This is a genomic window from uncultured Ferrovibrio sp. (assembly GCF_937960835.1).
In the GTDB taxonomy this organism is placed as follows: domain Bacteria; phylum Pseudomonadota; class Alphaproteobacteria; order Ferrovibrionales; family Ferrovibrionaceae; genus Ferrovibrio.
In genome coordinates, this window is the sequence record NZ_CALGPC010000016.1 from 54800 (window position 1) to 80821 (window position 26022).

Annotated in this window: 23 protein-coding genes; 17 read left to right on the plus strand and 6 right to left on the minus strand. The window is 61.6% G+C overall.

Annotation, left to right across the window (positions count from 1 at the left end; translation table 11 throughout):
- Positions 1-10 precede the first annotated feature (10 nt).
- Positions 11-931, plus strand: a complete 921-nt coding sequence (locus Q0603_RS16155) for a DMT family transporter (RefSeq protein WP_298727571.1) — start codon at positions 11-13, stop codon at positions 929-931.
- Here Q0603_RS16155 and fdhF read toward each other — a convergent pair.
- Complete coding sequence (gene fdhF / locus Q0603_RS16160) at positions 915-3659, minus strand: formate dehydrogenase subunit alpha (protein ID WP_298727573.1); 2745 nt, start codon at positions 3657-3659, stop codon at positions 915-917. The two genes, Q0603_RS16155 and fdhF, sit on opposite strands and share 17 nt — an antisense overlap.
- A complete protein-coding gene (locus tag Q0603_RS16165; RefSeq protein ID WP_298727574.1) occupies positions 3656-5323 on the minus strand; it encodes an NADH-ubiquinone oxidoreductase-F iron-sulfur binding region domain-containing protein in 1668 nt (555 codons plus the stop codon). Before Q0603_RS16165 ends, fdhF begins: the two co-directional genes overlap by 4 nt.
- A 79-nt stretch (positions 5324-5402) precedes the next feature.
- Here Q0603_RS16165 and Q0603_RS16170 point away from each other — a divergent pair, with 79 nt between their 5' ends.
- From Q0603_RS16170 to Q0603_RS16215, 10 genes are all read left to right on the plus strand, one after another.
- Positions 5403-6137: a GntR family transcriptional regulator gene (locus tag Q0603_RS16170; RefSeq protein WP_298727576.1), complete on the plus strand. Its 735-nt coding sequence runs from the start codon at positions 5403-5405 to the stop codon at positions 6135-6137.
- 155 nt (positions 6138-6292) lie between these two features.
- Positions 6293-7807, plus strand: a complete 1515-nt coding sequence (locus Q0603_RS16175) for an ABC transporter substrate-binding protein (RefSeq protein WP_298727578.1) — start codon at positions 6293-6295, stop codon at positions 7805-7807.
- Between the two features lie 135 nt (positions 7808-7942).
- Positions 7943-8806, plus strand: coding sequence for a xanthine dehydrogenase family protein subunit M (locus tag Q0603_RS16180; protein WP_298727580.1), 864 nt, complete (start codon positions 7943-7945; stop codon positions 8804-8806).
- Positions 8803-9288, plus strand: coding sequence for a (2Fe-2S)-binding protein (locus Q0603_RS16185; protein WP_298727582.1), 486 nt, complete (start codon positions 8803-8805; stop codon positions 9286-9288). The genes Q0603_RS16180 and Q0603_RS16185 overlap by 4 nt, the downstream gene beginning before the upstream one ends.
- Positions 9285-11654 carry a xanthine dehydrogenase family protein molybdopterin-binding subunit gene (locus tag Q0603_RS16190; protein ID WP_298727584.1) on the plus strand — a complete coding sequence of 790 codons (2370 nt, stop codon included), beginning with the start codon at positions 9285-9287 and terminating at the stop codon, positions 11652-11654. The genes Q0603_RS16185 and Q0603_RS16190 overlap by 4 nt, the downstream gene beginning before the upstream one ends.
- Positions 11655-11706: 52 nt before the next feature.
- Complete coding sequence (locus tag Q0603_RS16195) at positions 11707-12189, plus strand: SRPBCC domain-containing protein (RefSeq protein WP_298727585.1); 483 nt, start codon at positions 11707-11709, stop codon at positions 12187-12189.
- A 35-nt stretch (positions 12190-12224) separates the two neighbouring features.
- A complete protein-coding gene (locus tag Q0603_RS16200) occupies positions 12225-13193 on the plus strand; it encodes an ABC transporter permease (protein ID WP_298727587.1) in 969 nt (322 codons plus the stop codon).
- Positions 13174-14010 (plus strand): ABC transporter permease, encoded by an 837-nt coding sequence (locus tag Q0603_RS16205; protein ID WP_298727588.1) that lies wholly within the window; start codon positions 13174-13176, stop codon positions 14008-14010. Before Q0603_RS16200 ends, Q0603_RS16205 begins: the two co-directional genes overlap by 20 nt.
- Positions 14011-14020: 10 nt before the next feature.
- Positions 14021-14989 carry an ABC transporter ATP-binding protein gene (locus tag Q0603_RS16210; RefSeq protein WP_298727590.1) on the plus strand — a complete coding sequence of 323 codons (969 nt, stop codon included), beginning with the start codon at positions 14021-14023 and terminating at the stop codon, positions 14987-14989.
- Between the two features lie 29 nt (positions 14990-15018).
- On the plus strand, positions 15019-15990 hold the full coding sequence (locus tag Q0603_RS16215; RefSeq protein WP_298727591.1) for an ABC transporter ATP-binding protein: 972 nt from the start codon (positions 15019-15021) through the stop codon (positions 15988-15990).
- Between the two features lie 5 nt (positions 15991-15995).
- Here the strand turns inward: Q0603_RS16215 and Q0603_RS16220 are convergent, their stop codons facing one another.
- The 4 genes from Q0603_RS16220 to Q0603_RS16235 form a co-directional block, all read right to left on the minus strand.
- Positions 15996-17585: an MFS transporter gene (locus tag Q0603_RS16220; protein ID WP_298727592.1), complete on the minus strand. Its 1590-nt coding sequence runs from the start codon at positions 17583-17585 to the stop codon at positions 15996-15998.
- Between the two features lie 4 nt (positions 17586-17589).
- On the minus strand, positions 17590-18489 hold the full coding sequence (locus Q0603_RS16225; RefSeq protein ID WP_298727593.1) for an NAD(P)-dependent oxidoreductase: 900 nt from the start codon (positions 18487-18489) through the stop codon (positions 17590-17592).
- A gap of 170 nt (positions 18490-18659) precedes the next feature.
- Positions 18660-19955, minus strand: a complete 1296-nt coding sequence (locus Q0603_RS16230) for an amidohydrolase family protein (protein ID WP_298727594.1) — start codon at positions 19953-19955, stop codon at positions 18660-18662.
- 56 nt (positions 19956-20011) lie between these two features.
- A complete protein-coding gene (locus tag Q0603_RS16235) occupies positions 20012-20797 on the minus strand; it encodes a fumarylacetoacetate hydrolase family protein (protein ID WP_298727596.1) in 786 nt (261 codons plus the stop codon).
- Positions 20798-20996: 199 nt separating this feature from the next.
- Here Q0603_RS16235 and Q0603_RS16240 point away from each other — a divergent pair, with 199 nt between their 5' ends.
- From Q0603_RS16240 to Q0603_RS16265, 6 genes are all read left to right on the plus strand, one after another.
- The gene (locus tag Q0603_RS16240; protein ID WP_298727598.1) at positions 20997-21683 is read left to right on the plus strand and encodes an FCD domain-containing protein; all 687 of its coding nucleotides are present in this window, start codon (positions 20997-20999) and stop codon (positions 21681-21683) included.
- 178 nt (positions 21684-21861) lie between these two features.
- Complete coding sequence (locus Q0603_RS16245) at positions 21862-22725, plus strand: N-formylglutamate amidohydrolase (protein ID WP_298727600.1); 864 nt, start codon at positions 21862-21864, stop codon at positions 22723-22725.
- Between the two features lie 84 nt (positions 22726-22809).
- Positions 22810-23640: an alpha/beta hydrolase gene (locus tag Q0603_RS16250; protein ID WP_298727602.1), complete on the plus strand. Its 831-nt coding sequence runs from the start codon at positions 22810-22812 to the stop codon at positions 23638-23640.
- Positions 23641-23672: 32 nt separating this feature from the next.
- Positions 23673-24338, plus strand: coding sequence for an amino acid ABC transporter permease (locus Q0603_RS16255; RefSeq protein WP_298727604.1), 666 nt, complete (start codon positions 23673-23675; stop codon positions 24336-24338).
- Positions 24339-24348: 10 nt separating this feature from the next.
- Entirely contained in the window at positions 24349-25137 is a 789-nt protein-coding gene (locus Q0603_RS16260) for an amino acid ABC transporter ATP-binding protein (RefSeq protein WP_298727731.1), read from the plus strand.
- A gap of 34 nt (positions 25138-25171) precedes the next feature.
- Positions 25172-25987, plus strand: coding sequence for an ABC transporter substrate-binding protein (locus tag Q0603_RS16265; protein WP_298727606.1), 816 nt, complete (start codon positions 25172-25174; stop codon positions 25985-25987).
- Positions 25988-26022: the final 35 nt, after the last annotated feature.

Below are 26022 nucleotides of genomic sequence, written 5' to 3' on the forward strand. Positions count from 1 at the left end.
TGACCTCCCCATGACCGAAAGCGCCGCGGCTGCCCGTTCCAATCCAGGCAGTCCAGCCCAGACCATCTCCGCTTATTCGCTTGTCCTGCTGACGCTGCTGACGCTGTTCTGGGGCGTCAACTGGCCGATCATGAAGATCGCGCTGGCGGAGATTCCGGTCTTTACCTTCCGCGTCCTTTGCCTGGGCGGCGGTGCCATCGGACTGTTTGCCATCGCACTGGCCAAACGCATGCCGCTGCATATTCCGCGCGGCCATCTATGGCCTCTGATCCTCATCAGCTTCTTCAACATCACCGCCTGGAATGTGCTGGTGCTCTACGGCCTGACCATGCTGCCGGCAGGCCGTACGACCATTCTGGCTTTCACCATGCCGCTCTGGGTGATCCCAATGAGCGCGCTGGTGCTGCATGAGCGGTTGACCGGCTGGAAGCTCGCTGGCTTAGGAGTCGGCCTCTCCGGTCTGATCGTGTTGATCGCCGGCGAATGGGAAGCCATGGCCTCGGCACCGCTGGGCGTTGCCCTGGTGCTGGGCGCGGCCCTGAGCTGGGCCATCGGTACGGTGCTGATCAAGCGCTTTGCCGTGCCAATGGCGGCGGTGCCTTTCGTGGGCTGGCAGATGATCCTCGGCGGCATCCCGATCTTCGTCATGGCGCCGCTGCTGGAGAGCGACCGCTGGTATGTCTACTCCGCCGGGTCATGGCTGGCGGCGCTGTATAACGCCGCAATCTGCTTCGTCTTCTGCTACTGGGCCTGGAATACGCTGGTGCGCACCCTGCCTGCCGGCGTCAGCGGGCTGAGCACGCTGATGATCCCGGTGGTCGGCGTCTTCTCGTCGATGCTGATGCTGGGCGAACAGCCTGGCTGGCCGGAATTCGCCGCGCTCATTCTGGTGGCGATGGCCTTGGGAATGATCCTCAAGCCGGCGCGCTGACGACCACGCGCTCCACCTTCGCCGCGCAGAACTTGAATTCGGGAATCTTTCCAAAAGGATCGAGCTGCGGATTGGTCAGCAGGTTGGCTGCCGCCTCGAAGAAGGCGAAGGGGATGAACACCATGTTCTCCGCGACATCGCGGTCAGCGCGAACTTTCAGCTCGATGCTGCCGCGCCGCGTCGACACGCGGATGCGGTCGCCGGGCAGCAGTTTCATCTTTTCCATATCGCGCGGATGCAGCATGGCGATGGCTTCCGGCTCCAGCGCATCGAGATGCGTGGCGCGTCGCGTCATCGCGCCGGTATGCCAATGCTCCAGAATTCGCCCGGTGGACAGGACCATAGGATACTCGTCGTCAGGCAGTTCGGCGGGCGGTGACACCTTCGCTGGCACGACGCGGCCGCGGCCACTTGCCGTCGGGAAACCGTCGCCGAAAATGATCTCATGCCCCTGCGGATAGGTTGCAGCGCCTTCCGCCTCCAGACGCTCCCAGCTGATGCCCGCCAGTGACGGCATCACAGACGCCATCTCGGCATAGATGTCCTTCGGATGGGTGTAATGCCAGTCGAGGCCGATCCGCTGGGCAATCGCCTGGATCAGCTCCCAGTCCTGCCGCGCCTCGCCGGGCGGCTTCAGGGCGGCGCGGCCAAGCTGAACCCGGCGATCCGTGTTGGTGAAGGTGCCGGTCTTCTCGGCGAAGGCCGAAGCCGGCAGGATCACATCGGCATGAAAGGCGGTCTCGGTGAGGAAGATGTCCTGCACCACCAGATGCTCGAGACTGGCCAGCGCCTCACGCGCATGGGCCGCATCCGGATCCGACATCGCCGGATTCTCGCCCATGATATACATGCCGCGGATCTCACCGGCGAGAGTCGCATTCATGATCTCGACCACCGTGAGGCCCCGCTGCGGGTCCAGCGAATGTCCCCAGACTGCTTCGAACGCCGCGCGCTTGGCCGCATCTTCGACGGATTGATAGTCCGGCAACACCATGGGAATGAGACCCGCATCGGAAGCGCCCTGCACATTGTTCTGCCCGCGCAGCGGATGCAGTCCCGTGCCCGGCCGTCCGACCTGGCCGGTGATCAGCGCCAGGGCGATCAGGCAGCGCGCGTTGTCGGTGCCATGGACATGCTGCGACACGCCCATGCCCCAGAAGATGATCGAAGCTTTCGAGGTCGCATAAAGCCGCGCCACCTGCCGGATGACATCCGGCGCGATGCCACATAGCGGGGACATGGCTTCCGGGGAGGCCTCGCGCACAGCCTGTTCAAGGTCGGGGAAGCCATCGACGAAGCGCTGAATGTAAGCTGCATTCGTCAGCCCTTCTGCGATGATGACATGCAGCATCGCGGTCAGCAGCGCCACGTCGGAGCCCGGCTTGAAGCGCAGGTTATAGCTGGCATAGCGCGCCAATGCCTGGCCGCGCGGGTCCATCACAATCAGCTTGGCGCCCTTTTGACGGATGGCATTCTTTATGAAAGTCGCCGCAACCGGATGGTTCACCGTCGGGTTGGCGCCGATGACCACAATGACCTCGGCATCCATGGCGGCGGAGAAGGGTGCCGTCACCGCGGCCGAGCCGATGCCTTCCATCAAAGCCGCCACCGAAGACGCATGACAAAGCCGCGTGCAGTGATCGACATTGTTCGAGCCGAAGCCGGTGCGCACCAGCTTCTGGAACAGATAGGCTTCCTCGTTCGAGCCCTTCGCCGAACCGAAGCCGGCCAGGGCTTTGGGGCCATGACTGTCGCGGATGCGCTTCAGTCCGGAAGCCGCGCGATCCAGCGCCTCCTCCCAGCTTGCTTCGCGGAAATGCGTGTAGGGATTGGCCGGATCGACGATATCCCCGCCATGTTTCGGCACGCCGTCCCGGCGGATCAGCGGCTTGGTCAGGCGATGCGGATGATGCACGTAATCGAAGCCAAAACGGCCTTTGACGCATAACCGGCCGTGGTTGGCCGGGCCGTCCCTCCCGGTGACATACTGGATCCTGTCATCCTTCAGGTGGAAGGTGAGCTGGCAGCCGACGCCGCAGAAGGGGCAGAGGCTATCTACCTTCGTTTCCGCCTTCTCGATGCCGCGATTTTGCGCATCCACCAATGCTGCCGGCAGCAAGGCGCCGGTCGGACAGGCCTGCACGCATTCGCCGCAGCCAACACAGGTGCTGTTGCCCATCGGATCGCGGAAATCAAAGACGATCTCGGCGTGATGGCCGCGGAAAGCCATGCCGATCACGTCATTGCCCTGCACCTCGCGGCAGGCGCGCAGACAGAGATTGCACTGGATGCAGGCATCGAGATTGACCGCCATGGCGCTATGGCTGCGATCCGGCGCGGGCTTGTTCTGACGCTGCGGAAACCGGCTGGCGGTGACGCCGATATCGGATGCCCATTGCCAGAATTTGGAATCCGCATCATGCGTCTGTTCGCGCGGCGGCTGATCGGCCAGCAGCAATTCAAAGACCAGCTCGCGGGCGCGCTGGGCACGATGACTGGCGGTCTTTACCACCATGCCTTCGGTCGGCTGGCGCTTGCAGCTCGGCGCCAGAACGCGCTCGCCTTCGATCTCGACCATGCAGGCGCGGCAATTGCCATCTGCGCGATAGCCGGGCTGCGGCGTGTAGCAGAGATGCGGGATCGTTGTGCCGTGGCGCTGCGCCGCCTGCCAGATCGTCTCGCCCGGCTTTGCCTCGACGCTTTCGCCGTCCAGGATAAAACGCGTCATTTGAATCGCTCCAGCACCGAAAGCAGCGGATTGGGCGCCGCCTGTCCGAGGCCGCAGATCGAGGCATCGCGCATTACCTGCGCCAGATCGCGCAGCAGCGGTTCGTCCCAGGTCTCCCGCGCCATCAATTCGGCAGCCTTCTCGGTACCCAGCCGGCATGGGGTGCATTGGCCGCAGGATTCATGGCGGAAGAAGCGCATCAGATTGAGCGCCGCTTTTTTCAGATCGTCCTGATCGGACAGCACGATCACGGCGGCGGAGCCGATGAAGCAGCCGTATTGCTCCAGCTTGCCGAAATCGAGCGGGATGTCCGCCATACTGGCCGGCAGGATGCCGCCAGACGCCCCGCCTGGCAGATAGGCGGCGAAGCGATGACCGGGCGCCATGCCGCCACAATATTCCTCAATGAGTTCCATTGCTGTGATGCCGGCAGGCGCCAGTTTCACGCCGGGCTGCCGCACGCGGCCGGAAACCGAATAGCTGCGCAGACCCGTGCAGCCATGACGCCCATGGCTGCGCCACCAGTCAGCGCCTTTGTCGGCAATCGCCGCGACCCAATAGAGTGTTTCGACATTGTTGATCAGTGTCGGCCGACCGAACAAACCGACCTCACTCGGATAGGGTGGTTTCTGGCGCGGCAGGCCGCGCTTGCCCTCGATGCTTTCCAGCATCGCCGATTCCTCGCCGCAGATATAAGCGCCGGCGCCGCGTCGCAATTCGACATGCAGTCCGTCCAGCAGCCCGGCCTCCTTCAGCGCCTGCAATTCCGCTGCAATGACGTGATGCAAGGCCGGATATTCGTCGCGCAGATAGATATAGGCAGCCTCCGCCTCGATGGCCCAGGCGGCGATCAGCATGCCTTCCAGCACGGCATGCGGCTCGTTCTCCAGGAAGAAGCGGTCCTTCAATGTGCCCGGTTCGCCTTCATCGCCGTTGACGGCAAGCAGGCGCGGTTTCGGCTGACCGAGCAGCGCGCGCCATTTGCGCGCGGTCGGAAAACCGGCGCCGCCCATGCCGCGCAGACCGGCCTTGTCGACCTCGTCAATCAGCGCATCGCGGCTGATGATGCCCCTGCGGCATTTCTCCAGCACGCTGTAGCCGCCGCTGGCGCGATAGGCCTGCAGCCCTTGATAGCGTGGGAGCGTCGGATGCAGTGCCCGCCCTTCATGGGCGGCGGTCAGCTCAGCGAGGCTGGCCGGTGCGAAGACATTCTTGCCATAGGTGGCGCAGGGCGCGCGGTCGCACTGCCCCATGCAGGGCGCGCGCAAAACGCGCACATCGCTGCCAAGCTGCTTCAGCTGCTCGGCCAGGGCATCGGCACCGGCCATCTCGCAGCTTAAACTGTCGCAGACACGGATGGTGACGGGCGGCGGCGGCGCCTCGCCGTGATCGACGATGTCGAAATGCGCGTAGAAGGTCGCGGTCTCGTAGACCTCGGCCAGCGGCAGCCGCATGGCCTCGGCCAGCGCGACCAGCAGCCCGGTCGGCAGATGGCCCCGCGCATCCTGGATTGCGTGCAGATATTCGATCAGGAGATCGCGGCGCAACGGTGTCTCGCCCAGCAGGGCGCGCAGAGCGGCATGATCATCCTCGCTCGCCTGGCGGCCGCGCGGCATGGGACGGCCCTGTCGATGCTGGCGTGGAAAAGAGGCGGTAATGGTCATACGGCTTCCATCGCGGCTGGAAAACTTATAAATAATACAGAATATTCGAATGTGTAAACAAAGCGGCTGGAGATCTTGAATGTCGTCGACGGCAACGCCGCCTTTTGGCGAGGACGCCAAAACCTTGGCATCCTGGGTTTATGACCGCCTGCGGGACGATATCGTCGCCGGCTCGCTTGCGCCAGGTCAAAAGCTGACCTTGGACAGTTTGAAAGAGCGCTACACGGTCGGCGTCACGCCTTTGCGCGAGGCTCTTTACCGTCTGTCCTCTTCTCTCCTTGTCGAGGCGGAAGATCAGCGCGGGTTCCGCGTGGCGCCAGTCACGGTGGCGCATCTGCAAGACATCATTTCCTCCCGCGAGCATATCGAGACACTGGTTCTGCGCGATGCCTTCCGGCACGGGGGAGAAGACTGGAAAGCTGCGATTTTTGCGGCATTCAAGCTGCTTGAGCGCACGCCGATGTATGAAATGGACAACGGCCCGATCAGCCGGGCCTGGGAGACGGCGCACCGGCGGTTCCATCAGGCGGTGCTCTCTGCTGCGCGCTCGAAGGCGCTGCTGCATTTCCAGACCATGCTCTGGGACCATGCAGCGCGTTACCGAAATATCGTGGCGCCTGCGCTTTTGGACGAAGCCGAGCTGCAGGCCGAGCATGCGGAACTGACCCGAACCATCGAGCAGGGGGATGTGGAAATGGCGTGCTTGCTGCTGCGCCGGCACATCACCAATGCCGCTGCCCCCGTGCTGGAGGCCCTGATCCGACAGAAAGGCCAAAAAGGCAAATCATCCGGCATGAGTTTCGAAAGAATTTGACATTATCGAATATCGAACCCATCATCGAGCTTGGATTTCGTTCAGGAGCTTAGGGGGAGTGAATGAAGACCGTGGCTTGTAAATGGCGTATTTTGGCTGCAACTGGCCTGCTAAGTGCCGGAATTGCTTCAATTTTTGGTTTTGCGGATGGGGCTGTGGCCCAGGAGCCGCCGCGCGGCGGCGTCGTCACCATGGCGATCGGCAGCGATCCGACCAATATCAACCCGAATCTGTCGTCCAACTACGCGAACCAGCTGCTGGGCTGCATGATCTATCAGGGCCTGGTGCAGGTTTCGATCGATTCGAAGATCCAGCCGCTGCTTGCCAAGTCCTGGACCATCTCTCCGGACGGACTCGTCTATACCTTCGATCTGGTGAAAGCGAACTGGCACGACGGCAAGCCGTTTACCTCTGAGGACGTCAAGTACTCGCTGACCGAGGTCAGCGCGAAATACGGTCCGATCTTCGCCGCCAGTGGTAAGCTGATCGACAGCGTTGAGACGCCGGCTCCCGACAAGGTGATCGTCAAGCTGAAGCAGTCCTTCGGCCCGTTTTTGATGTCGCTGGCTTGCCCGCAGAACGGCGCCATCATGCCGGCGCATATCTTCCGCGGGACCGATCCGCTGACCAATCCAGCCTCCTCGAGCGCACCGGTCGGTACCGGTCCCTTCAAGCTGGCGGAGTGGAAGCGCGGCGATTTCGTGCGGCTGGTCCGCAATCCCGATTACTGGGAGAATGGCAAGCCTTATCTGGACCAGGTCTATGCCAAGGTCATCAGCCAGGCTTCGTCGCGCCTGCAGGCCCTGCGTGCCGGCGAGGTTCAGTATATCGGCGGCTACTACGTGCCGCCGAGCGATTACTCGGTGGTCCGTTCGACACCGGGCCTGAAGCTGCAGAATTCCGGCTTCGCTCCGGGCGCCAAGATGGCCTTCATCAATACGACGAAGAAGTACTTGAGCGACAAGCGCGTGCGTCAGGCGCTGATGATGGCCACCAATCGGGACTTCCTCTACAAGGCGGTGTGGTTTGAGACCGGTGGCCTTGGCATCATGCCGTTCACCAGCAAGCTGCGCTGGTCGGCCCACCCGAATATCGACTACCGCAAACTCTATCCCTACGACCCCAAGCGTGCCAACGCGCTGCTGGACGAAGCAGGTGTGACCAAGGATGCGCGCGGCAAGCGGTTCGACCTGACCTTCGTCTATCGCGCCGAGGATGCCGATGCGGCGCAGGCGGCCGAAGCGATGAAGAGCATGTGGCGCGCGATTGGTGTTGAGGTGAAGCTGGAAGTCGCTGAAGGATCCACCTTCCCGGATCGCATCTACAACAAGGGCGATTTCGACATGACGATCGTCGGCTACACCAGCTACGGCGATCCGGCCCTGGGTATTGCCCGCGTCTTCGTCAGCGAAGCCATCGGTCGCCCCTTCGGCAATGCCTCGCGCTACAGCAATCCGGAGGTCGATGCACTCTTCGAGAAGGGCGCGCGTACGACCGATCAGGATGAGCGTGCGACCTACTACCATAAGGTGCAGGAGATCCTTGCCGTCGATGTGCCGGTTATGACGCTGCATGAATACCAGCATGAGGATGCGGTTTCCGCACGCCTCAATGGCATCTGGGGCGTGCAGGGCTACGGTGCCTGGAACAACGCTTGGCTATCGAAATAAAGGCCGCTTTTGCGCCAAGCCGCTTTGCCGCGGCTTGGCGCTTCTAGCGAAAAAGTAGCATCAGCCTTTGGCCCACCGGAAAAAACAACCTGCCGTTAGTCGACTGCCGCGACAAAAGAAAAGAGTGTAAATACCATGAAGCCGGGTGCGTTCGAGTATGTGAAAGCCAGTAGCGTCGAAGAGGTGCTAGCTGCACTCGGGAGATTTGACGGCGACGCACGAATTTTGGCTGGCGGCCAAAGCCTGATGCCGTTGATGAACATGCGCATGCTGCGGCCAGCCGGCATCATCGACATCAACGGGATTCCCGATCTCGACACCATTCGCCTGGAAGACGGCCGCGTCCATGTCGGTGCGCTGACGCGCTACCGCATGCTGGAAACGTCGCCTCTGATTCAGGAACATCTTCCGCTGGTGGCGCATGCCGTCCGCCGTGTGGCTGATCGCCAGGTCCGCAACCGGGGCACTTTGGGCGGCAGCCTGTGTCATTCCGATCCGGCTGCCCAGATGCCCCTTTGTGCCCAAACCCTGGGGGCCGAGATGGTGATTGCCGGCCCGAAAGGGCGCCGCAAAGTGGCGGCCATCGATTTCTTCCAAGGCGCCTATACCACCGCGGTCGATCCGCTCGAAATGCTGGTGGAGATCGTCTACCCCGCCATGCCCGGCGCCAGGGTGACACTCGCCCAGCAGACCCGGCGCCATGGCGATTTTCCGACCATCAGCGTTGCCGCCGCCGCCATCGTGAAGGACGGCGTTTGGACCAACTGGCGCATCGGCATGGGCGGGCTGTCGGATCGGCCGCTGCCGGCCGCCAGCCTCTGCGCCTTCCTGGAAGGCAAGCCGTTGACGGAAGCGTTGATAGCGGAGGCCAGCCAGATATTGCCGGACAATATCGATCCCATCGACGACGTGCGTGCCACCGCCGAATACCGGATTAGCCTGGCACCAGTTTACATCTCGCGTGCATTGACCGCGCTTTTGAAAGGAGAGGGCCGATGAGCGGCACGCATCGGATCAAGGTTACCGTAAACGGCAAGCTGTATGAGGCGGAGGTCGAATCGCGGCGCCTTCTGGTCGACTTTCTGCGTCACGAATTGATGCTTTATGGCACCCATGCCGGATGCGAGCAGGGGGCCTGCGGTGCCTGTACGGTGCAGTTCGATGGCCGCGCGATCAAATCCTGTCTGATGCTGGCGATCCAGGCAGATGGCCACGAGATCACCACGGTTGAAGGCCTGGCCAAGGACGGCGTTCTGCATGACGTGCAGGAAGCCTTCCGCAACGCCCACGGCCTGCAATGCGGCTTCTGCACGCCAGGCTTCCTCATGGTGGCAGCCGCACTGGGTGAGGAAAAGAAGGTGCTGAAGGGCGACGCCCTCCGCAAGGAGCTGGCCGGCAATCTCTGCCGCTGCACCGGCTACGCGAATATCGTTACCGCCGTCGAGACCTACCTTGAGAAGGTGGGGGGGGCGGCACAATGAACGACAAGACCATGAAGACCGGCAAGGACAAGCTCATCGGCGTCAACATGCTGCGCAAGGAGGACGAGCGTCTGCTGCAGGGCGCTGGCCGCTTTGTCGACGACTGCGATGATCCCCGCATGGTCCATCTTGCCATCGGCCGCTGCCCTTATCCCCATGCCCGGATCAAGTCCATCGATGTCGAGGCAGCCCGCGCCATGCCCGGCGTATTTGCGATCCTGACCGGGGCCGACATCCGTGCCCGGACCGAGCCGATCTCGGTGCTGCGTCCGCTGCCCGGATTGCTGCGGCATAGCTATTATGCAATGGCGCAGGATGTTGCGCGTTTCGAGGGCGAGCCTGTCGTAGCAGTTGCAGCCCGCGACCGCTATGTCGCCGAGGATGCGCTGGAGCAGATCATCATCGACTACGAACCGCTGCCGCATGTGGTCGATGCCGAGCGGGCCGCCGCCGCCGACGCGCCAATCCTGCATCCGGAACTCGGCACCAATGTCGTGGTCGACAACACGCTCGACGCCGGCGATCCCACGCCGCTGCTGGAGGCGGCCGATGTCGTGGTGGAGGACCGTTTCCAGCTCGGCCGCGTCTTAGGGCTGCCGATCGAAACGCGCGGCGTGGTGGCCCGTTATGACCGTGCCGCCGGCATGCTTGATGTGGTGACCTCCAACCAGTCGCCGCATCTGACCCGCTCGCAGCTTGCGCAGTCGCTGCGCATGCCGGAAAGCCAGATCCGCCTGAGCGCCGGCACGATCGGCGGCAGCTTCGGCAACAAGCTCGGCCTCTATCCGGAAGAGATCATCGCATCCCTCTTTGCGATCGATACCGGGCGGCCGGTGAAATGGATCGAAGATCGCATGGAGCACTTCCGCGCCACCGTCCATGGCCGCGAATCGACCCATCGCATCAAGATCGGCGCCTCCAAGGACGGCACGCTGATTGCCCTCGACGACGATTACTTCATCGATATCGGTGCCTATAACGGTCCCTGGGGTCCCAGCGTGCTTGCCAGCGTCACCATGCCGGGCCCCTACAACTTCTCCGGCTTTCGCGCGCGGCGCCGCGTGGTCGTGACCAACAAGGTGCCGATGGGCGCCTATCGCGGCTACGGGCCGCCGGAATCGAATTTCGTGCGCGAGGTTCTGATCGATCGCATTGCCCGCAAGCTCGGCATGGACCCCGCGGAACTGCGCAAGAAGAACATGGTGCGCAAGGAGCAGATGCCGTTTACCTCGAAATCGGGGGCCATCTACGACAGCGGCGATTACAGCCGTTGCCTTGACCTGGCGCTGGACAAGCTTGGCTACAAGGAGCAGCGGCAACGTCAGGCCGAAGCTCGCAAGCAGGGACGTCTGGTCGGCATCGGCATGTCCTGCTATGTGGAGCATGCGGGCTATTCCGCGGCGTCGATCAGCCGGCATACCGGCCGCCGCTTCGGCACCTTCGAAAGCGTCACGATCCGTCTCGACATGAGCGGCCAGGCGACCGTTTTCACGGGTATTCCGAATTTCGGCCAAAGCCTGGAAACCGCCTTCACCCAGCTTGCCGCCAGCGGTCTCGGCCTGTCGCCTTCGCAGGTCGTCGTGAAGCCGGGTGACACCCTGGGCACGCCGCAAAGCGTCGGCGCCTTTGGCAGCCGCGGAACGCTGGCTGGTGCCGGCGCGATCAGCAAGGCTGCAGGTGAGATCCGCGCCAAGATTCTGCGCCTTGCCGCGCACGAACTGCGCGTTTCACTTGAATCGCTGGATATCAACGACGGCATCATCACTTCGCACGAAGACAAGAGCATACAGCTGCCGGTCTCGGAGATTGCCGAAATGGCGATCCTGGGCATGGACCTGCCGCAGGGCGACGAGCCCGGCCTGGAGGCGACGGCCTACTGGACGCAGCCGGGTCCGTCCTTCGGCTTCGGCGCCGTGGTGGCGATGGTCGAGGTGGACCCGAAATCGGGCGAGTTCAAGCTTGAGCGTTTCATCGTCGCCCATGATTGCGGCACCATGCTCAATCCCATGCTTGTCGAAGGTCAGGTTGCGGGCGGCATCTGCCAGGGGCTTGGCGCCACGTTGATGGAAAACATCATCTACGACCCGGATTCGGGGCAGCTCGTGAACGGCAGCATGGTCGACTACATGGTGATGACCGCAGCCGACATGCCGAAATTCGAGCTCGCGCATCTGGAAAGCCCTTCGCCGGTCACTCCATTCGGCATCAAGGGTGTTGGCGAAAGCGGCGTTATCGGCGCCGCCGGCGCGGTGGCCAATGCGGTCAGCGACGCCTTGTCGCCATACGGTATCGAGATCAACCGGATTCCCATCCTGCCGGAGACGATCTGGCGCGCCTTGCGCGCGGCGGAGAAGAAAGCCGCCTGAAGTCGTGCTGGTCTTGATGGCGTAGTTGTGAAGAAGAAACAGGATTCACGTCATGGAAATTCGTGAAAGTTTCATCGTGCCGGCGCCGGTGGAAACCGTCTGGAGCTTTTTCGAGGACGTGGAGCGGGTCAGCAAATGCGTGCCTGGACTGGAAAGCGTCGAAATCCTCGACAAGGATCAGTACAAGGTCGTCATCGCGCAGAAGATCGGCTTCTTCTCGGCGACCTTTGAGGTCACTACCAAGCGCGAGGAATTCGAAACCCACAAGTACATGAAGTTCTCCTCGGTGGGACGTACGGTACGTGGGGCGATCGGCAATCTGCGCTCGAACGATCTTGTTGAATTCGAGACCACGGACGATGGCGCAACCCGCGTGCAGTTGATGAGCCAGCCGGCTCTGGGCGGCATGCTCGGCGCCGTTGGGCATAAGATGATCGTGTCGAAATCCCGCGAGCTAACCGAACAGTTTGCTGCCGCCCTATGCGCAACGCTGGGCGGCGCAGCGGAGAAGGCACAAGAGGATGCACAGGCCTGAGCCCCAAAGGGCCATGGCAGGGGGTGGTTTTTCCGATGCTGCGCTTGTTCTGGAACAGACTGGTCTGGGCCATTCCGGTTCTGCTGGTGATCGTCGTGCTGAATTTCGTGCTCGTCCGGCTGGCGCCGGGCGATCCGATCACCTCGATCATCGGCGAATACCCGACCCCTGAGGGGTATGCCGAACAGCTGCGGGCCCAGATGGGCCTGGATCGGCCGATCCACGAGCAGCTGCTGATCTATCTGGGCCATGTGTTCCAGGGCGACCTGGGCTATTCCTTCGCCAACCGGCAGCCAGTCCTTTCGCTCATTCTGGGCAAAGCGCTCAACACCCTGGCCCTGATGGTGCCGGGCCTTATCTTCGCTTCCCTGCTCGGCATCCTCATCGGCCGCGTTTCGCTGTCGACCTCGGCCCGTTTCCTCGACAGCACCCTGACAGGATTGTCCTTGTTCGGCTATTCGGTGCCGATCTTCTGGCTCGGTCAGGTCCTGATCATCCTGTTTGCCGTCGAGCTGCAATGGCTGCCGGCACAGGGGATGTTCGCCCTGCAAACCGACCTGCCGCCCTTTTTGGACTATCTGGCCCACTGGGCGATGCCGGGCTTTGCCGTGACGATCTTCTATGCGGCCATCGTGGCGCGTGTGGCGCGTGCCAGCCTCAAGGAAGCGGTGACGGGCGACTATATTGTTACGGCCTTGGCTAAAGGGACGTCGCAGCGCCGGCTTTTCTGGCGCCATGTCCTGCCGAATGGCCTTGTCCCGATCGTCAGCGTCATCGGCTACAACTTTGGCCTGGCATTGACCGGCGCCATCCTGGTGGAATCCGTCTTTGCTTGGCCTGGCCTTGGCGCCTTGTTCATGGCCTCGATCATCGCCCGTGATTACCCGACGCTGCAGGGCATCTTCCTGCTCGCCGGAGCGGCCGTGGTCGTCTCCAACTTTGTCACTGATGTCGTATACGAAATAATTGATCCGAGGATGCGCAATGGCAGCCGTGGCGCGTAACAGGGCGATTTCACGACTGGCCGGCTCACCAACCACCTGGTTCAGCGCGGCTTTCATTCTGGCCTTGATCCTGATGGCGACCGTCGGGCCGTATCTGTTTGGCGATGTCGATCCGAATACGATTTCGATGTCGATCATGGCGCCGCCCTCAGCCGAATTTCCATTCGGTACCGACGAGCTCGGCCGCGATGTTCTGCAATACATCGTGCATGGTGCCCAGGTGTCGCTGTATGTGGGATTCAGTGCCGCTTTTGCGGCCACCATCCTGGGCGGCCTGATCGGCGCCGTCTCGGGCTATGTCGGCGGACGCATCGACACCCTCATCATGCGGGTGACGGAAATCTTCCAGTCGATGCCGACCTTCGTCCTGGCAGCGTTGATCGTCGCTTTGCTCGGACCGGGCAACAATCGCGTCATTTTGGTCATTGCCCTGCTGTCCTGGCCGCAGACCGCCCGCCTGATGCGCGGCGAGGTGCTGCGGGTGAAGCGGCTGGATTTCGTGACTGCGGCACGCTGCCTTGGCCAGTCGGAAACCGTTATCCTGATCAAGGAGGTTGTCCCGAACTGCCTGGCGCCGGTGATTGCGCTTGGTACGCTCACCGTTGCGCAGGCCATTCTGCTGGAGGCGTCGCTCAGCTTCTTCGGCCTGACCAACCCGGACACCATCAGCTGGGGCCGCATCCTGACTTCCGGGCAGCGCTATATCTTCCAGGCCTGGTGGCTGTCGCTGTTCCCGGGAATGGCGATCTTTCTCACCGTGTTCTCCTTCAATGTCCTGGGTGACTCCTTGCGCCAGGCATTGGACCCAAAGTCGTGAAGGGGCCGTCATGAGCGCAGCGGACAGCATGTTGCGAATCAGGGATCTCAGCGTCGTCTATGAGATCGACGGGCGCGAGCTCTTCGCGGTCAAGAATGCCTTCATCGATCTCAAGATGGGCGAAGGCGTCGGCATTGTCGGCGAATCGGGCTCGGGGAAATCGACCTTTGCCCGTGCGATGATGGCGCTTCTTCCGGCGACGAATGCCCGCGTGGCTTCCGGCGTCATGGAGATCGACGGCGTGTCCTATGACATGGTCGACAAATCAGGCATGGCGCGGCTGCGCGGTCGCACCTTTGCCATGGTGTTTCAGGACCCGCTGAGCTACCTCAATCCGCTGATGACGATCAGGAGCCAGATCGTTGAGGCGATCAGGCTCAACGATCCGAGCGCGAATGTCGATCACCGCGTGCGGGAGCTTCTTGATCTTGTACGCCTGCCGCAGCGTTGCCTGACGGCTTATCCGCACGAACTCTCCGGCGGCATGCGACAGCGCGTGCTCATTGCGATTGCGCTGGGCTGCCGTCCGAAGGTGCTGATTGCCGACGAGCCGACCACGGCGCTTGATGTGACCACGCAGGCCGAGATTCTGGCTCTGATCAAGGATATCAAGCGCGAAATCGGCATGTCCCTGGTACTGATCAGCCACGACCTGGGCGTCGTCTCCAGCCTCTGCGAGCGCGTCTTTGTGATGTATGGCGGCTACACGATCGAAACCGGCGCGCGCGAAAAGATCCTGTCGACCCCTGCACATCCCTACACGCAGGCGCTGATCCATACCGCCCGCGCGGTCCGCGGCGAAGACGGGCGGTTCGTCACTCTCAGCGGCGATGTCCCGCGCCTTGTCGAGGCGGGCAAGGGGTGTCCTTTCGCGCCGCGCTGCGGCGTCGCGATGCCGCAATGCGATACCGTGCTGCCATCCTTGGCCCACGTGAATGACAATGGCCGTCATTCAGCGCGCTGCCATATGCACTCCTAGACCATGATCGTATCCGGGAATTCTCTGTCATGATCGCTGTCGATGCCGCGCCTGTTCTGGAACTCGACGAGGTAGAGCGCACCTTCGTCGGTCGGGACGGGTCTGAGGTCAAGGCGGTGCGGCCCAGCCGATTGCACATTGCCCCGGGCGAAATCGTCGCCCTGGTCGGCGAAAGCGGCTCAGGCAAGAGCACCCTGGCGAAAATAGCGCTGGCATTGGAGCTGCCCGACAAGGGCAGCGTCCGCCTGGAAGGGCGGGATCTGCTGCGCCTGTCCAAGCGCGAGTTGCGCCGTCGTCGCATTGCGATGCAGCCGGTGTTCCAGGATCCGACGGCCGCCTTCAATCCGCGCCGCTCGATCCGTCAGGTGCTCTATGAGGCCATTGCCTGCCGCAGCGGGCACACCGCAGACCCGGAACGGCTAGCCTTGGAAATCCTGCATCGGGTCGGTCTCACCCCGGCGGCGAATTTCATCGATCGCTATCCGCACGAAATCTCCGGCGGCCAGCGTCAGCGTCTGGGGATTGCCAGAGCCCTGGCAGCCAAGCCGAAGATCATCATTGCCGACGAGCCGCTTTCGGGAGCCGATGTTTCGATCCGCGGACAGATACTCAATCTGCTGCTGGACCTGCGGCGCGAGGAAGGGCTTTCGATCCTGTTCATCACGCATGACATCTCCATCGCGGAGGTCTTTGCCGATCGGGTCGTGGTCATGTATCGCGGCATGATTGTCGAAGAGGGGCCAGCCAGCGAAGTGCTGAAAAACCCGGCACATCCCTATACGCGGCTGCTTTGGGCGGCTGTGCCCCATATCGATGGGGATGATATCGAGGCTGTTCGCCGCCTGATCATTGCCCGGCCCGAGGGCAGCGGGTGCCCGTTCTACAGCCGCTGCGTTTCTGCAATCGAGCGCTGCGCGCAGGAAATGCCGGGTAGCCACAGCCTTGGTCAGACGCGCCAATATCGCTGCTTCGTGCAGCCGCAGAACCAGATTGCCGGCTGAGAGCGTCAGGGCTGGCGCTGGATGAAGCGCGATACACGGGGCCTGTCTGGCCCGGTGTGGAACTGCCGAACCGCCTTTATGGTCTTCCAGTCGCGCTGGGTCAGCTGGCGCCGACGGCGCAGATATTCCGTCCAGGAGTCGAGCAGGAAGCTTTCGATCCAGGTATTGGGCTCGGCGATGCTCTGATACAGCGCCCATCGATAGGCGCCGTCGCGCAGGCGAATGATCCGCAACTGGTCGATGGCTTGCTGAAAGGCAACGGTCTGGCTGGGATCGATCTGGTATTCGACCTGGATGACGACCGGATCGCGGGCAGGATCGATGCCCGTCGGCAGATCGACCGGCAAGGTATTCTCAATCGGCGCGAGATCGTTCGGCAGCTGGTCGGGGATCGGCAGCAGAAAGGCAAGCAGCAGGCTGCAGACCGTGACACCGGCGGCGCCCAGCAAAGCGACCTCCAGGCCGAAGGACTGGGTAATGACGCCCCAGAACCAGCTTCCAGCGGCCATGCCGCCGGCCATGGCGATGTAATACAGGGCAAGAATTCGCGTTCGCACCCATTCCGCCACCGAGAGCTGCACGGTGATGTTGAGGATGGTGAGATTGGTCACCCAGACCACGCCGGCGGCGAACAGGGCCAGCAACAGCGGCAGCCAGAAGGAGGGGACGGCCAGCAGCAGCAGGGATACTGCCAGGACGCCGCTGCCGGTATTCAATAAAGCCTCGCCGCCGAGTTTCTTGCGCAAGCTGTTGAACAGCAGCGCGCCGGCGACAGCACCGATGCTGAGGCAGGCCAGAAGCATCCCATAGAGAAGAGGGCTTCCAGAATTTTCGCGTTCGGCCAGCAGCGGCAGCAGGGCCCAGACTGCGGCGGCGCAGAAGGTGAAGACCGCGCAGCGGGCCATAGATGCGATGGCAGAAGGCGCGCGTCTGGCATAACGAAAGCCGGCAGCGATGGCCGGGAAGAAGGGCTCCGGCGGAAATTCACGGCCTTTGCTGCCCATTTTGCTGCGCAGCAGCGTAATGAGCAGCATCAGGTGCAAAACGGCGCTGACGGCGAAGGCGGTTGCGACACCGTAAATCGCCACCAGGCTGCCGCCAATGGCGGGGCCGAGGGAGCGAGCCATATTGTAGCCAATGGCATTCAGGGCGATGGCATGCGGGATGTCGTCATAAGGGACAAGATCGCTGGCAGAAGCCTGCATGGCGGGCAGGTTCATATGGGTGCCCGCGCCGACCATGAACGTAAAGCCGAGAAGAAGCCACGGTGTCAGATTCTCAAATCCCTGTAGGATGGCCAGCATGGCCGTTCCGCCGATGACGATCATTTGTCCGGCCATCAGAACGACGCGGCGTGTCCAGAGATCGGAAAGGATTCCCCCCAGCAGGCAGGAGATGATCGCGGGCAGGGTCATGGCGGTCTGGATCATCGCCACCATGTCGCTGCGCGGGGTGAGCGATATCATCAGCCAGGTGGCGGCGACGGTTTGAATCCAGATGCCGAAATTGGTGCAGATATTGCTCAGCCAGAAATCGCGATAGCGCTTGTGCCGCAGCGGAAGGAAGGCGGCAGGGACTGCCATGCGCAGCGGCATCGGTTCAATATCCCACAGTCATGTCGACCAGCCCGGTCAGCGGCCGGCCGGCCAGATAGTGGTCAAGATTGGCGACGATCATGTCCGCCAGCCTGTCGAAATGCTTTTCGCTGCTATAGGAAACATGCGGCGTGATGCGCACCGCCGGGTGGGTATAGAGAGGATGACCCGGGGGCAGGGGTTCGGGGTCGGTCACGTCCAGGGTTGCGCCCGACAGCAGGTGATCGTCGAGTGCGGCGAGCAGCGCCTGATGGTCGACGAGTGGTCCGCGTGCAACGTTGATGAGATGCATGCCTGGCTTGGCGTGGCGCAACGTATCGGCGTTGATGATCCGCAGGGTCGCCGACGTCAGCGGCGCTGCCAGCACGAGATAATCGGCGGCAGCCAGCAAGGCGGTCAGTGTCGGCTGGAATGTCACGTCTGCCACCGATTCGTGCGGCATCACGCGCCGGTGGGCCATCACCGTCATGCCGAAGGCGCGCGCGCGCCGGGCAATTTCCTGGCCGATGGTGCCGAAGCCGAACAGGCCGATCGTTTTTCCGGCGACCAAGCCCAGCACCTGCGGCCGCCATTGTGCCGCATCGCGGATCTGGTTTTCAGAAAGCCGCTTCTCGTTTTCGAGGATGGCGGCCATCACATACTCTGCGATCGGCACGGCGGAAAGGCCTCGGCTGCAGGTGACCATCGGTCCCTCGAGCAGCCAGGTCGGAAATGTGTCGATGCCGGTGGATGAAAGCTGAATCCATTTCAGCGCGCGCGGCCAGCCGTCCGGCCGCTGCGAGGGGGCATCCTTCCAGCCTAGCGAGGGGCTGGTGATGAGAATTTCTGCTTCGGCAGGAACCTCCCATGGCGGCCGGTTGGCCGGTATGGGAAGCAATCGCGGTTGGGAGGCATGGCCGGACAACCTGTCGCTCAGAGCGGCGCCGAGGTAATTGGCAATGGTAACGCGAGACATCTTAATCTCACTCTCCCGGCCGTATCAGGGGTGAATGAACGGCCACTGTCCAGGCGGCGGCAACGCCGTGGCCAAAAGTGCCAGAGCCGGAGGCTGGCTCCGGCTCTGGTTGCTTCTGATTAACCCTGCGGCGTGATGTTGGCTCGGCCAGGTTCCGTCTCTAGATGGCGGAAACCGACAACGGAGCGATCTATCACCCGGCCGTCCTTGATCACGGCCGAGAGCAGTTCGGGTTTTTGCAGAACACGGATATCGGCGAGCGGATCCTTGTCCCAGATGATGATGTCCGCCAGCTTTCCGGGGGCGATCTCGCCGACCTGGCCATCCAGGCCGATCACCTTTGCATTGCGGCTGGTATAGGCCACGATGGCTTCCATGGGCGACATGCCGATTTCATTGACCAGGATTTCTGCCTCGCGGCCATGATAGCGGCCATGCTCGAATGCGGCAGCATTGCCTGAATCCGTGCCAACCAGGATTTCGATGCCCATGGCACGCGCCTTGCGGATCGCCTCGAAGTTCTTCTCCAGCTGAGCCCTCACGCGCTCGCGCATCGGCTTGGTAAAGCCCTTGCTCTCGTCCTGCTCCGTGATGAGCTGGCACTGCGTGAAGACCGGCATAATCGGGATGCCCGCCTTAGCCACGACCTCCAGATCCTGCTCGGTCGCCAGGTCGGCGTGAAAGATCCAGTCCACGCCACCAAGTGCGGCGTCGCGCGTCGAGCCGGATCCGCGCGCGTGGATGCTGACCACCTTGCCGCGGCGATGCGCTTCGTCGGCGACAGCCGCGATCTCGTCGCGACTGACTGTCTGGGTGTCGCCCCAGTAGGAATCGGCGATCTTGATCATGTCGACGCCGCGCTTGCACTGCCGTTTCGTCTCGCGGATGTAGTCGTCAATGGTGTTGCAAAGCACGCCGACCGAATCATCTGCGGTCTTCCCGGTCAGGGGGTTGGTGCTGTCGAAGATGCCGCCATAGGGGGTCAGGGCACGGCCGGCACAGAAGATGCGCGGTCCTTCGATCAGGCCGCCATTGACCGCTTCACGGATGGTCGCATCGACGAACCATTTGCCGCCTGGCACGGAAACGCCGGTGACGCCGGCATGCAGCACACGGCTGACGATGCGCGCCGTCCACAGGGCGGCGAAATCCGGGCTGGAAGTATAGCGGACTCCAGGAATGGCGCCCTGATGCGATGAAAGGTGGACATGGCCATCAATCATGCCAGGCATGACATACTTGCCAGTCGCGTCGATGACGGTCGCGTCCGTAAGCGTGGCAGCGTCGATCTGGCCGCCCACCGACGTGATCTTGTTGCCCTCGACGACGACGGTGGTATTCGCCATGGGCGCCTTGCCGGTGCCGTCGATGACCGTGCCATTCTTGATGACCAGCTTCTTCGTTTTACTCGTCATGAGTCTCAACCCTTCCGCCTTGCACTGTTTTCAATTCAGAAACGACCCTGTTCGCATCATCCCACGACATTGTGCAGAACGCCGAGTTTGTCGATTTCGATGCGAACGGTATCGCGCGGCTTGAGGAAGCGCGGCGGCGTGAAGCCAATGCCGACGCCATCCGGCGTGCCGGTGGCGATGATGTCGCCTGGCTCCAGCGTAGTGCGGCGCGAAATGGTCTCGATGATGGTCGGAATGTCGAAGATCAGGTCGGCCAGCTTGGCCTTCTGCCGCAACTCGTCGTTTACGAAAGTCCGGAGCTCGATATCGGGCAGGTTCGTGATCTCGTCACGGGTGACCAGCCAGGGGCCCATCGGGCAAAAACCGTCGATCGACTTGCCGATGAACCACTGCTTGTGATCGCGCTGCAGCTGCCGCGCGGTGACGTCGTTGATGATCGTGAAGCCGAAGACATGGTCCATGGCCGCCTGCTTGCTGATGCCGCGGCCGCCCTTGCCGATGATGACGCCGAGCTCGCCTTCGTAATCGGTGGTGCCGGTGTCATCCAGATAGGAGGGAATCGCCACGTTCGGACCGATGACCGAGGTCGGCGCCTTGGAGAAGATGATGGGGAGGGCCGGAATTTCATCGGCGCCGGCGCTCGAGTCGAAACCGCTGCGATGAAACTCCTTGGCGTGGGAGTGATAGTTCTTGCCGACGCAGAGGATATTGCGCCGCGGCCGCCGGATCGGGGCCGTCAAAGTCACCTCGGTCAGGGCAAGCCAGGCACTGCGCGGAGCTGCCTCAACGGCTGCCTTGATCTTCTCCAGGGCAGCCGGCCCCATTTCGATCAAGGTGACCATATCGTTTGGCAGGCCACTTCTGCTAAGATTGAGAACATATTGTGCGTTTTCGTCCAATACACCCAGCTGGAAATCACCGGATGTTTCATAAGTCACTAATTTCATTGAACTTTGGCCCTTCTGGATTGGAGGCTGGGTGAAAAGTATATAAATTATGTCCTAATTTCGAAGAAACACAAGTCCTATCACGGAGAGGCTTATGGCTGCCACCGCAGTTCTGGAAGAGGGCAAAACCCTGGGATCCTGGGTCTATGATCGGCTGCGCGACGACATCGTGACAGGAGTTTTAAAGCCCGGTCAAAGACTTACACTGGATTCTCTCAAAGAGCGCTATGCGGTTGGCATTACGCCGTTGCGGGAGGCGCTGTATCGGCTTTCCACCTCGCTCCTTGTCATTGCCGAGGATCAGCGCGGGTTTCGCGTGGCGCCCGTATCGCCGGAGCATCGCGCTGATATCATGGCCGCACGCCATCACATCGAGACCCTGGCCCTGCGGAATGCTTTCCAGTATGCCGATTTGGATTGGGACGGGCGTATTCTGGCTGCGTTTCATCGGCTCAAGAATACCGCGATGTATGCCAGCGACGACGCAACGATCACGCGGGAATGGGAAATCGCCCATCGCGACTTCCACCAGGCTATACTTTCTGCAGCTAAATCAACGACTTTGCTGCATTTCCAGAACATGCTCTGGGACCATGCGGCTCGCTACCGCAACCTCAATCCGCCGCCGCGGATCAAGGGCGAGGCGTTGTACTCTGAGCATGAGGCCCTGGTGAACGCGATCCTTGCGCGCGACGAGGAAATGGCCTGCATGCTACTGCGCCGGCACATTCTCGGCACTGCCGGCCAGATGTTGGATCCGGCGAAGACTCCTGCTGAATAGTCCGGCTGCCCCAGCCATCTCATTGATTTCGCTTGTCATTGACCAGCCTGTCCGCCTCCAGGATGGATTAGGCCCCTGCGTTTTTTGCAAAATCGATCTATATTCGAATAAGTTTGACATTTTCGAAGATTATGGTCACCATGCCCCTAGTAAACACCGAATCCTCAAGGGGGCGTAAATGAGTAACGTGCTTCGTGGCGTATACCATCGCTTTGATCCGACAGTGCCGCCGGTACCGGTTATGGTCGATGTATCGCGCAGCGGGCGGGAATATCCCGCCGAGTTCCGGTCGATGGTTCCTTTCACCGTCCTGCACGACAACGTCTCGATGTATGTCGACGATCTGTGGGAGGCCGCTCCGGACTACGGCGCCACCATGTTGTATGCGTCCTTTCCGAGCTTCTGGATCGACGCCAATCGCAACGAGCTGGATATCGATGCCGATCTGATCGACGGCGAATGGCCGGTTCCCCTCCAGCCGACGGTGTCCAAGCGTGGCCTGGGCCTGCTGAAGTCGAAGTCGCGCTACGGCGAGCCGGTGCATGAGCGCAAGCTGACGGTCGAAGAGGTGATGGAGCGGATCAAGAAGTATCACCGCCCCTATTACGCCGAGCTGAAGCAGAACATCGACCGGATGAAATCCGCCTTCGGCTTTGTCTACCATCTGAGCTGCCACTGCATGTCGGCCGTCGGCGCTCCCACCCACCCGGATCCTGGCAAGGAGCGCCCGGATTTCTGTCTCGGCGATGTGAATGGCACGACCTCGTCGCGCGAATTCATTGAATTCGTCCAGAAGACGATCCAGTCGCTCGGCTATTCCTGCACGATCAACGACCCGTATAGCGGCGGCGAGCTGAACACCCGCTTCGGCAGGCCCCAGGACGGCATCGACAGCATCATGGTCGAGATCAACAAGAAGCTCTTCATGGACGTGAAGACCTTCAAGAAGAAGCCGGAATTCGCTCGCGTCCAGGCGGATGTTACCAAGATACTGGCGGCGATCACGCAGCATGCCCGCCAGCGGATAGCCAAGGCAGGCTGACGAAACCGGCGGCTGGTCGGACCGATCCGGCCAGCCGCCATTCATCTATTGGGCCCCATACGATTCCCGCACCGAACAGATCCCATGGTAAAGCTTCGCGAGAACGATACGAAATTCGAAGGCACCCATATCCATTACTGGGAGGGCGGCACCGGCGCTCCGCTGATTCTGATGCATGGCTCCGGAACCGGAGCATCCACGCTGTCGAATTTCCGCAAGGTGCTTGAGCCGCTCGCGCTGCATTTCCACGTTCTGGCGGCCGATCTGATCGGCTACGGTCAATCGGGCCGCAAAACCACCGAGCCGTATTTCGACATGGCCATGTGGGGGCGCCAGCTGTCGCATCTGATCAAGATGGTCGACAGCCCGCGGATCGGACTGATCGGTCATTCCCTCTCCGGCGCCCTGGTGCTCAAGGCGGCTGCCGCTCATCCTGAAGTGGCAGCCGTGGTCACGACCGGCACCATGGGCGTGGCGACCGCGCGCCGCACCGCCGGCCGCGGCTGGGTTTTTCCCGAATCGAAAGAACAGCTGCTTGCCCAGGTCCAGAACACGGTTTTCGACAAGTCGCTGATCGACGACGCCGAGATCGAACGCCGCATGCAGGTGCTGAACGCGCCAGGCTATCGCGAATACTTCACCAAGATGTACGACGGTCAGCAGGAAGCATTCATCGGCGCAAGCGCGGTGACGGAAGCTGAACTGCAAGCCATCAAATGTCCCGTAGTGTTCATGCATGGCGCCAACGATCGCTCCTTCGCCGCAGAGGACACGTCGCTGCATCTGAGTAAGTCGATCCCGCAATCGGACGTCGTCATTCTCGGCCAATGCGCTCATAGCGTGGCGCTGGAGTATCCGGAGAAGTTTCTCGATATCGCGATCCCATTCTTCAAGCGAAGCCTGGCCAACAGCTAAAGTGGAGTAGCGGCCAGGGGAAGGGCCGACGCATGAACTACGTCTTTAACTTCAATGCCGTCTGGGCGAACTGGCATTATCTGGTCTCCGGTATCGGCATAACGGTTCTGGTGACGCTTTCGGCCCTTGGCATCGGGCTGATCATCGGCATCATCGTCGGCGTTCTGCGCCTGTCGAAGCGTCCTTATCTGTCGCGGATCGCGTGGCTTTACATCGAGGTGCTGCGCAATACGCCGGCGCTGGTGCAGCTGATCTGGGTCTATTACTGCCTGCCCATTCTGACCGGTCTGGAACTCCAGACCACAATTTCGTGCATCATCGCGCTCTCACTGCAATCGGGAGCCTATATCGGCGAGATCGTGCGCGGCGGCATTGCCGGCATCGATCGGGGGCAAAGCGAAGCTGCGCGAACGCTTGGCCTGTCGAGCTGGCAGACCATGACACGCATCATCCTGCCGCAGGCCCTGCGGCGGATGCTGGCACCGCTGGTGAATCAGGCCGTGACGCTGCTGAAGTATTCTTCGCTCGTATCGATCCTTGGCGTCGCCGATCTCACCTATAATGCGCAGGTTCTGGCGACGACCACTTTCCGGCCGCTCGAGATTTTCACCTTCCTGGCGCTCGAATATCTGGCGATTTGTTCTGCGCTTTCATATCTGGCAAGCCGGCTCGAAAAGCGGCTCGCCGTTGCGGATTGAGGGCTTGACGATGTCATCCATGGTGAAAGTTGAGGCGCTGCACAAGAGCTTCGGCAAGCTGCAGGTCCTCAACAACGTTGATCTGGAAGTGGCGACCGGCGAGGTTGTCGTCATGATCGGCGCCAGCGGATCGGGCAAGACGACCCTTTTGCGCTGCATCAACCTGCTGGAGGTGCCTGAGCGCGGGCGTATCTTCATCGAAGGCGAACCGATGGGGCTGCATCAGCCGGATGGAAGCTTCCGCCCCCTGGCCGACAGCATTCTGGATCAGCGGCGCGCTCATATCGGCATGGTGTTCCAGCGCTTCAACCTGTTCCCGCACCTTACGGTTCTTGGCAATGTGATGCTGGGGCCGCTGCTGGTCCGCAAGCTGCCGAAGGCTGAAGCGCGCGCCCTGGCCGAGCGGCAGCTCGAAAAGGTCGGCCTGGCAGAGAAGCTCAATGTCTATCCGTCGAAGCTGTCAGGCGGACAGCAACAGCGCGTTGCAATCGCGCGGGCCCTGGCCATGGAGCCCAAGCTGATGCTGTTCGACGAGCCGACTTCGGCTCTTGATCCAGAACTGGTCGGCGAGGTCCTCGAAACCATGCGTCAACTGGCCGATGACGGGATGACGATGGTCATCGTTACCCACGAAATGCATTTCGCACGCGATGTGGCAGATCGTGTGTGTTTTCTGGGGAATGGCCAAATCCTGGAGCAGGGCCCACCTGAAAAGATTTTTGCCGAACCCGAGCATGAGAGAACCCGTACGTTCTTGCGCCGGACCATGGCGCATCTCGGTGAAATAAACAGTCATTAAACTCGAAGAGAAACCTGCTGAGGAGGTCAGTGCGATGAGTTTAACCCGTATCCTGCGTTCCTGTTCACTCGCTGTGATGGCGTTGACAGTTGCCATCTTCGCCAATGCGGCTAATGCCCAGCAGCCCAGCCCGACATTGGACGCCATTCAGAAGCGTGGCACCCTGCGCGTTGGCTGGGCGGTGATCTATCCGCATTTCTATCGCGACCCCAAGACCAATCAGCTGACGGGTGTTTCGCATGAGATCGTCGAGGAACTGGCCAAGAGCCTGAACGTCAAGCTCGAACTGATCGAGGACAACTGGGCTACCCTGATTGCCGGCATCCAGTCGAACAAGTTCGACATCACCATCCCGTCCCTGGCCATCACCTTGCCGCGGGCGCTGTCGGTCACCTATTCGCGCCCGGTCTATCAGAGCGCGGTCGGCCTGATGATCCGGCGTGACGATCTGGCCAAGTACAAGACCTGGTCGGATATGGACGTGCAGACGGCCCGCATCTCGGTCACGCTGGGTTCGAATGCCGACATGTTCGTGACCCGCGCCATGACGAATTCGCAGATCCTGCGCGTGAAGGCGGCTCCGGACAGCATCACCCAGCTTCTGACTGGTCGCGCCGACGCCTGGGCGAGCCCGGTCGACTCCTTCATCAAGGTCGGCGAGGAACAGCCCAGCCTGGTGCGCCTGCCGGGTCCGCCGGTCGGCTACAGCAAGGTCAGCTTTGCCATGAAGGCGGGCGACTACTTCTTCCGTGATTGGGTCAACTACTTCATCGATGAGCTGCAGGATACCGGCACTCTGCTGCGCATCTTCAAGAAATACGGGCTTTCGGAAGACAGCCTGGTCAAGTAACGAAAAACAGCGGCGCAGCACAGACTGCGCCGCTT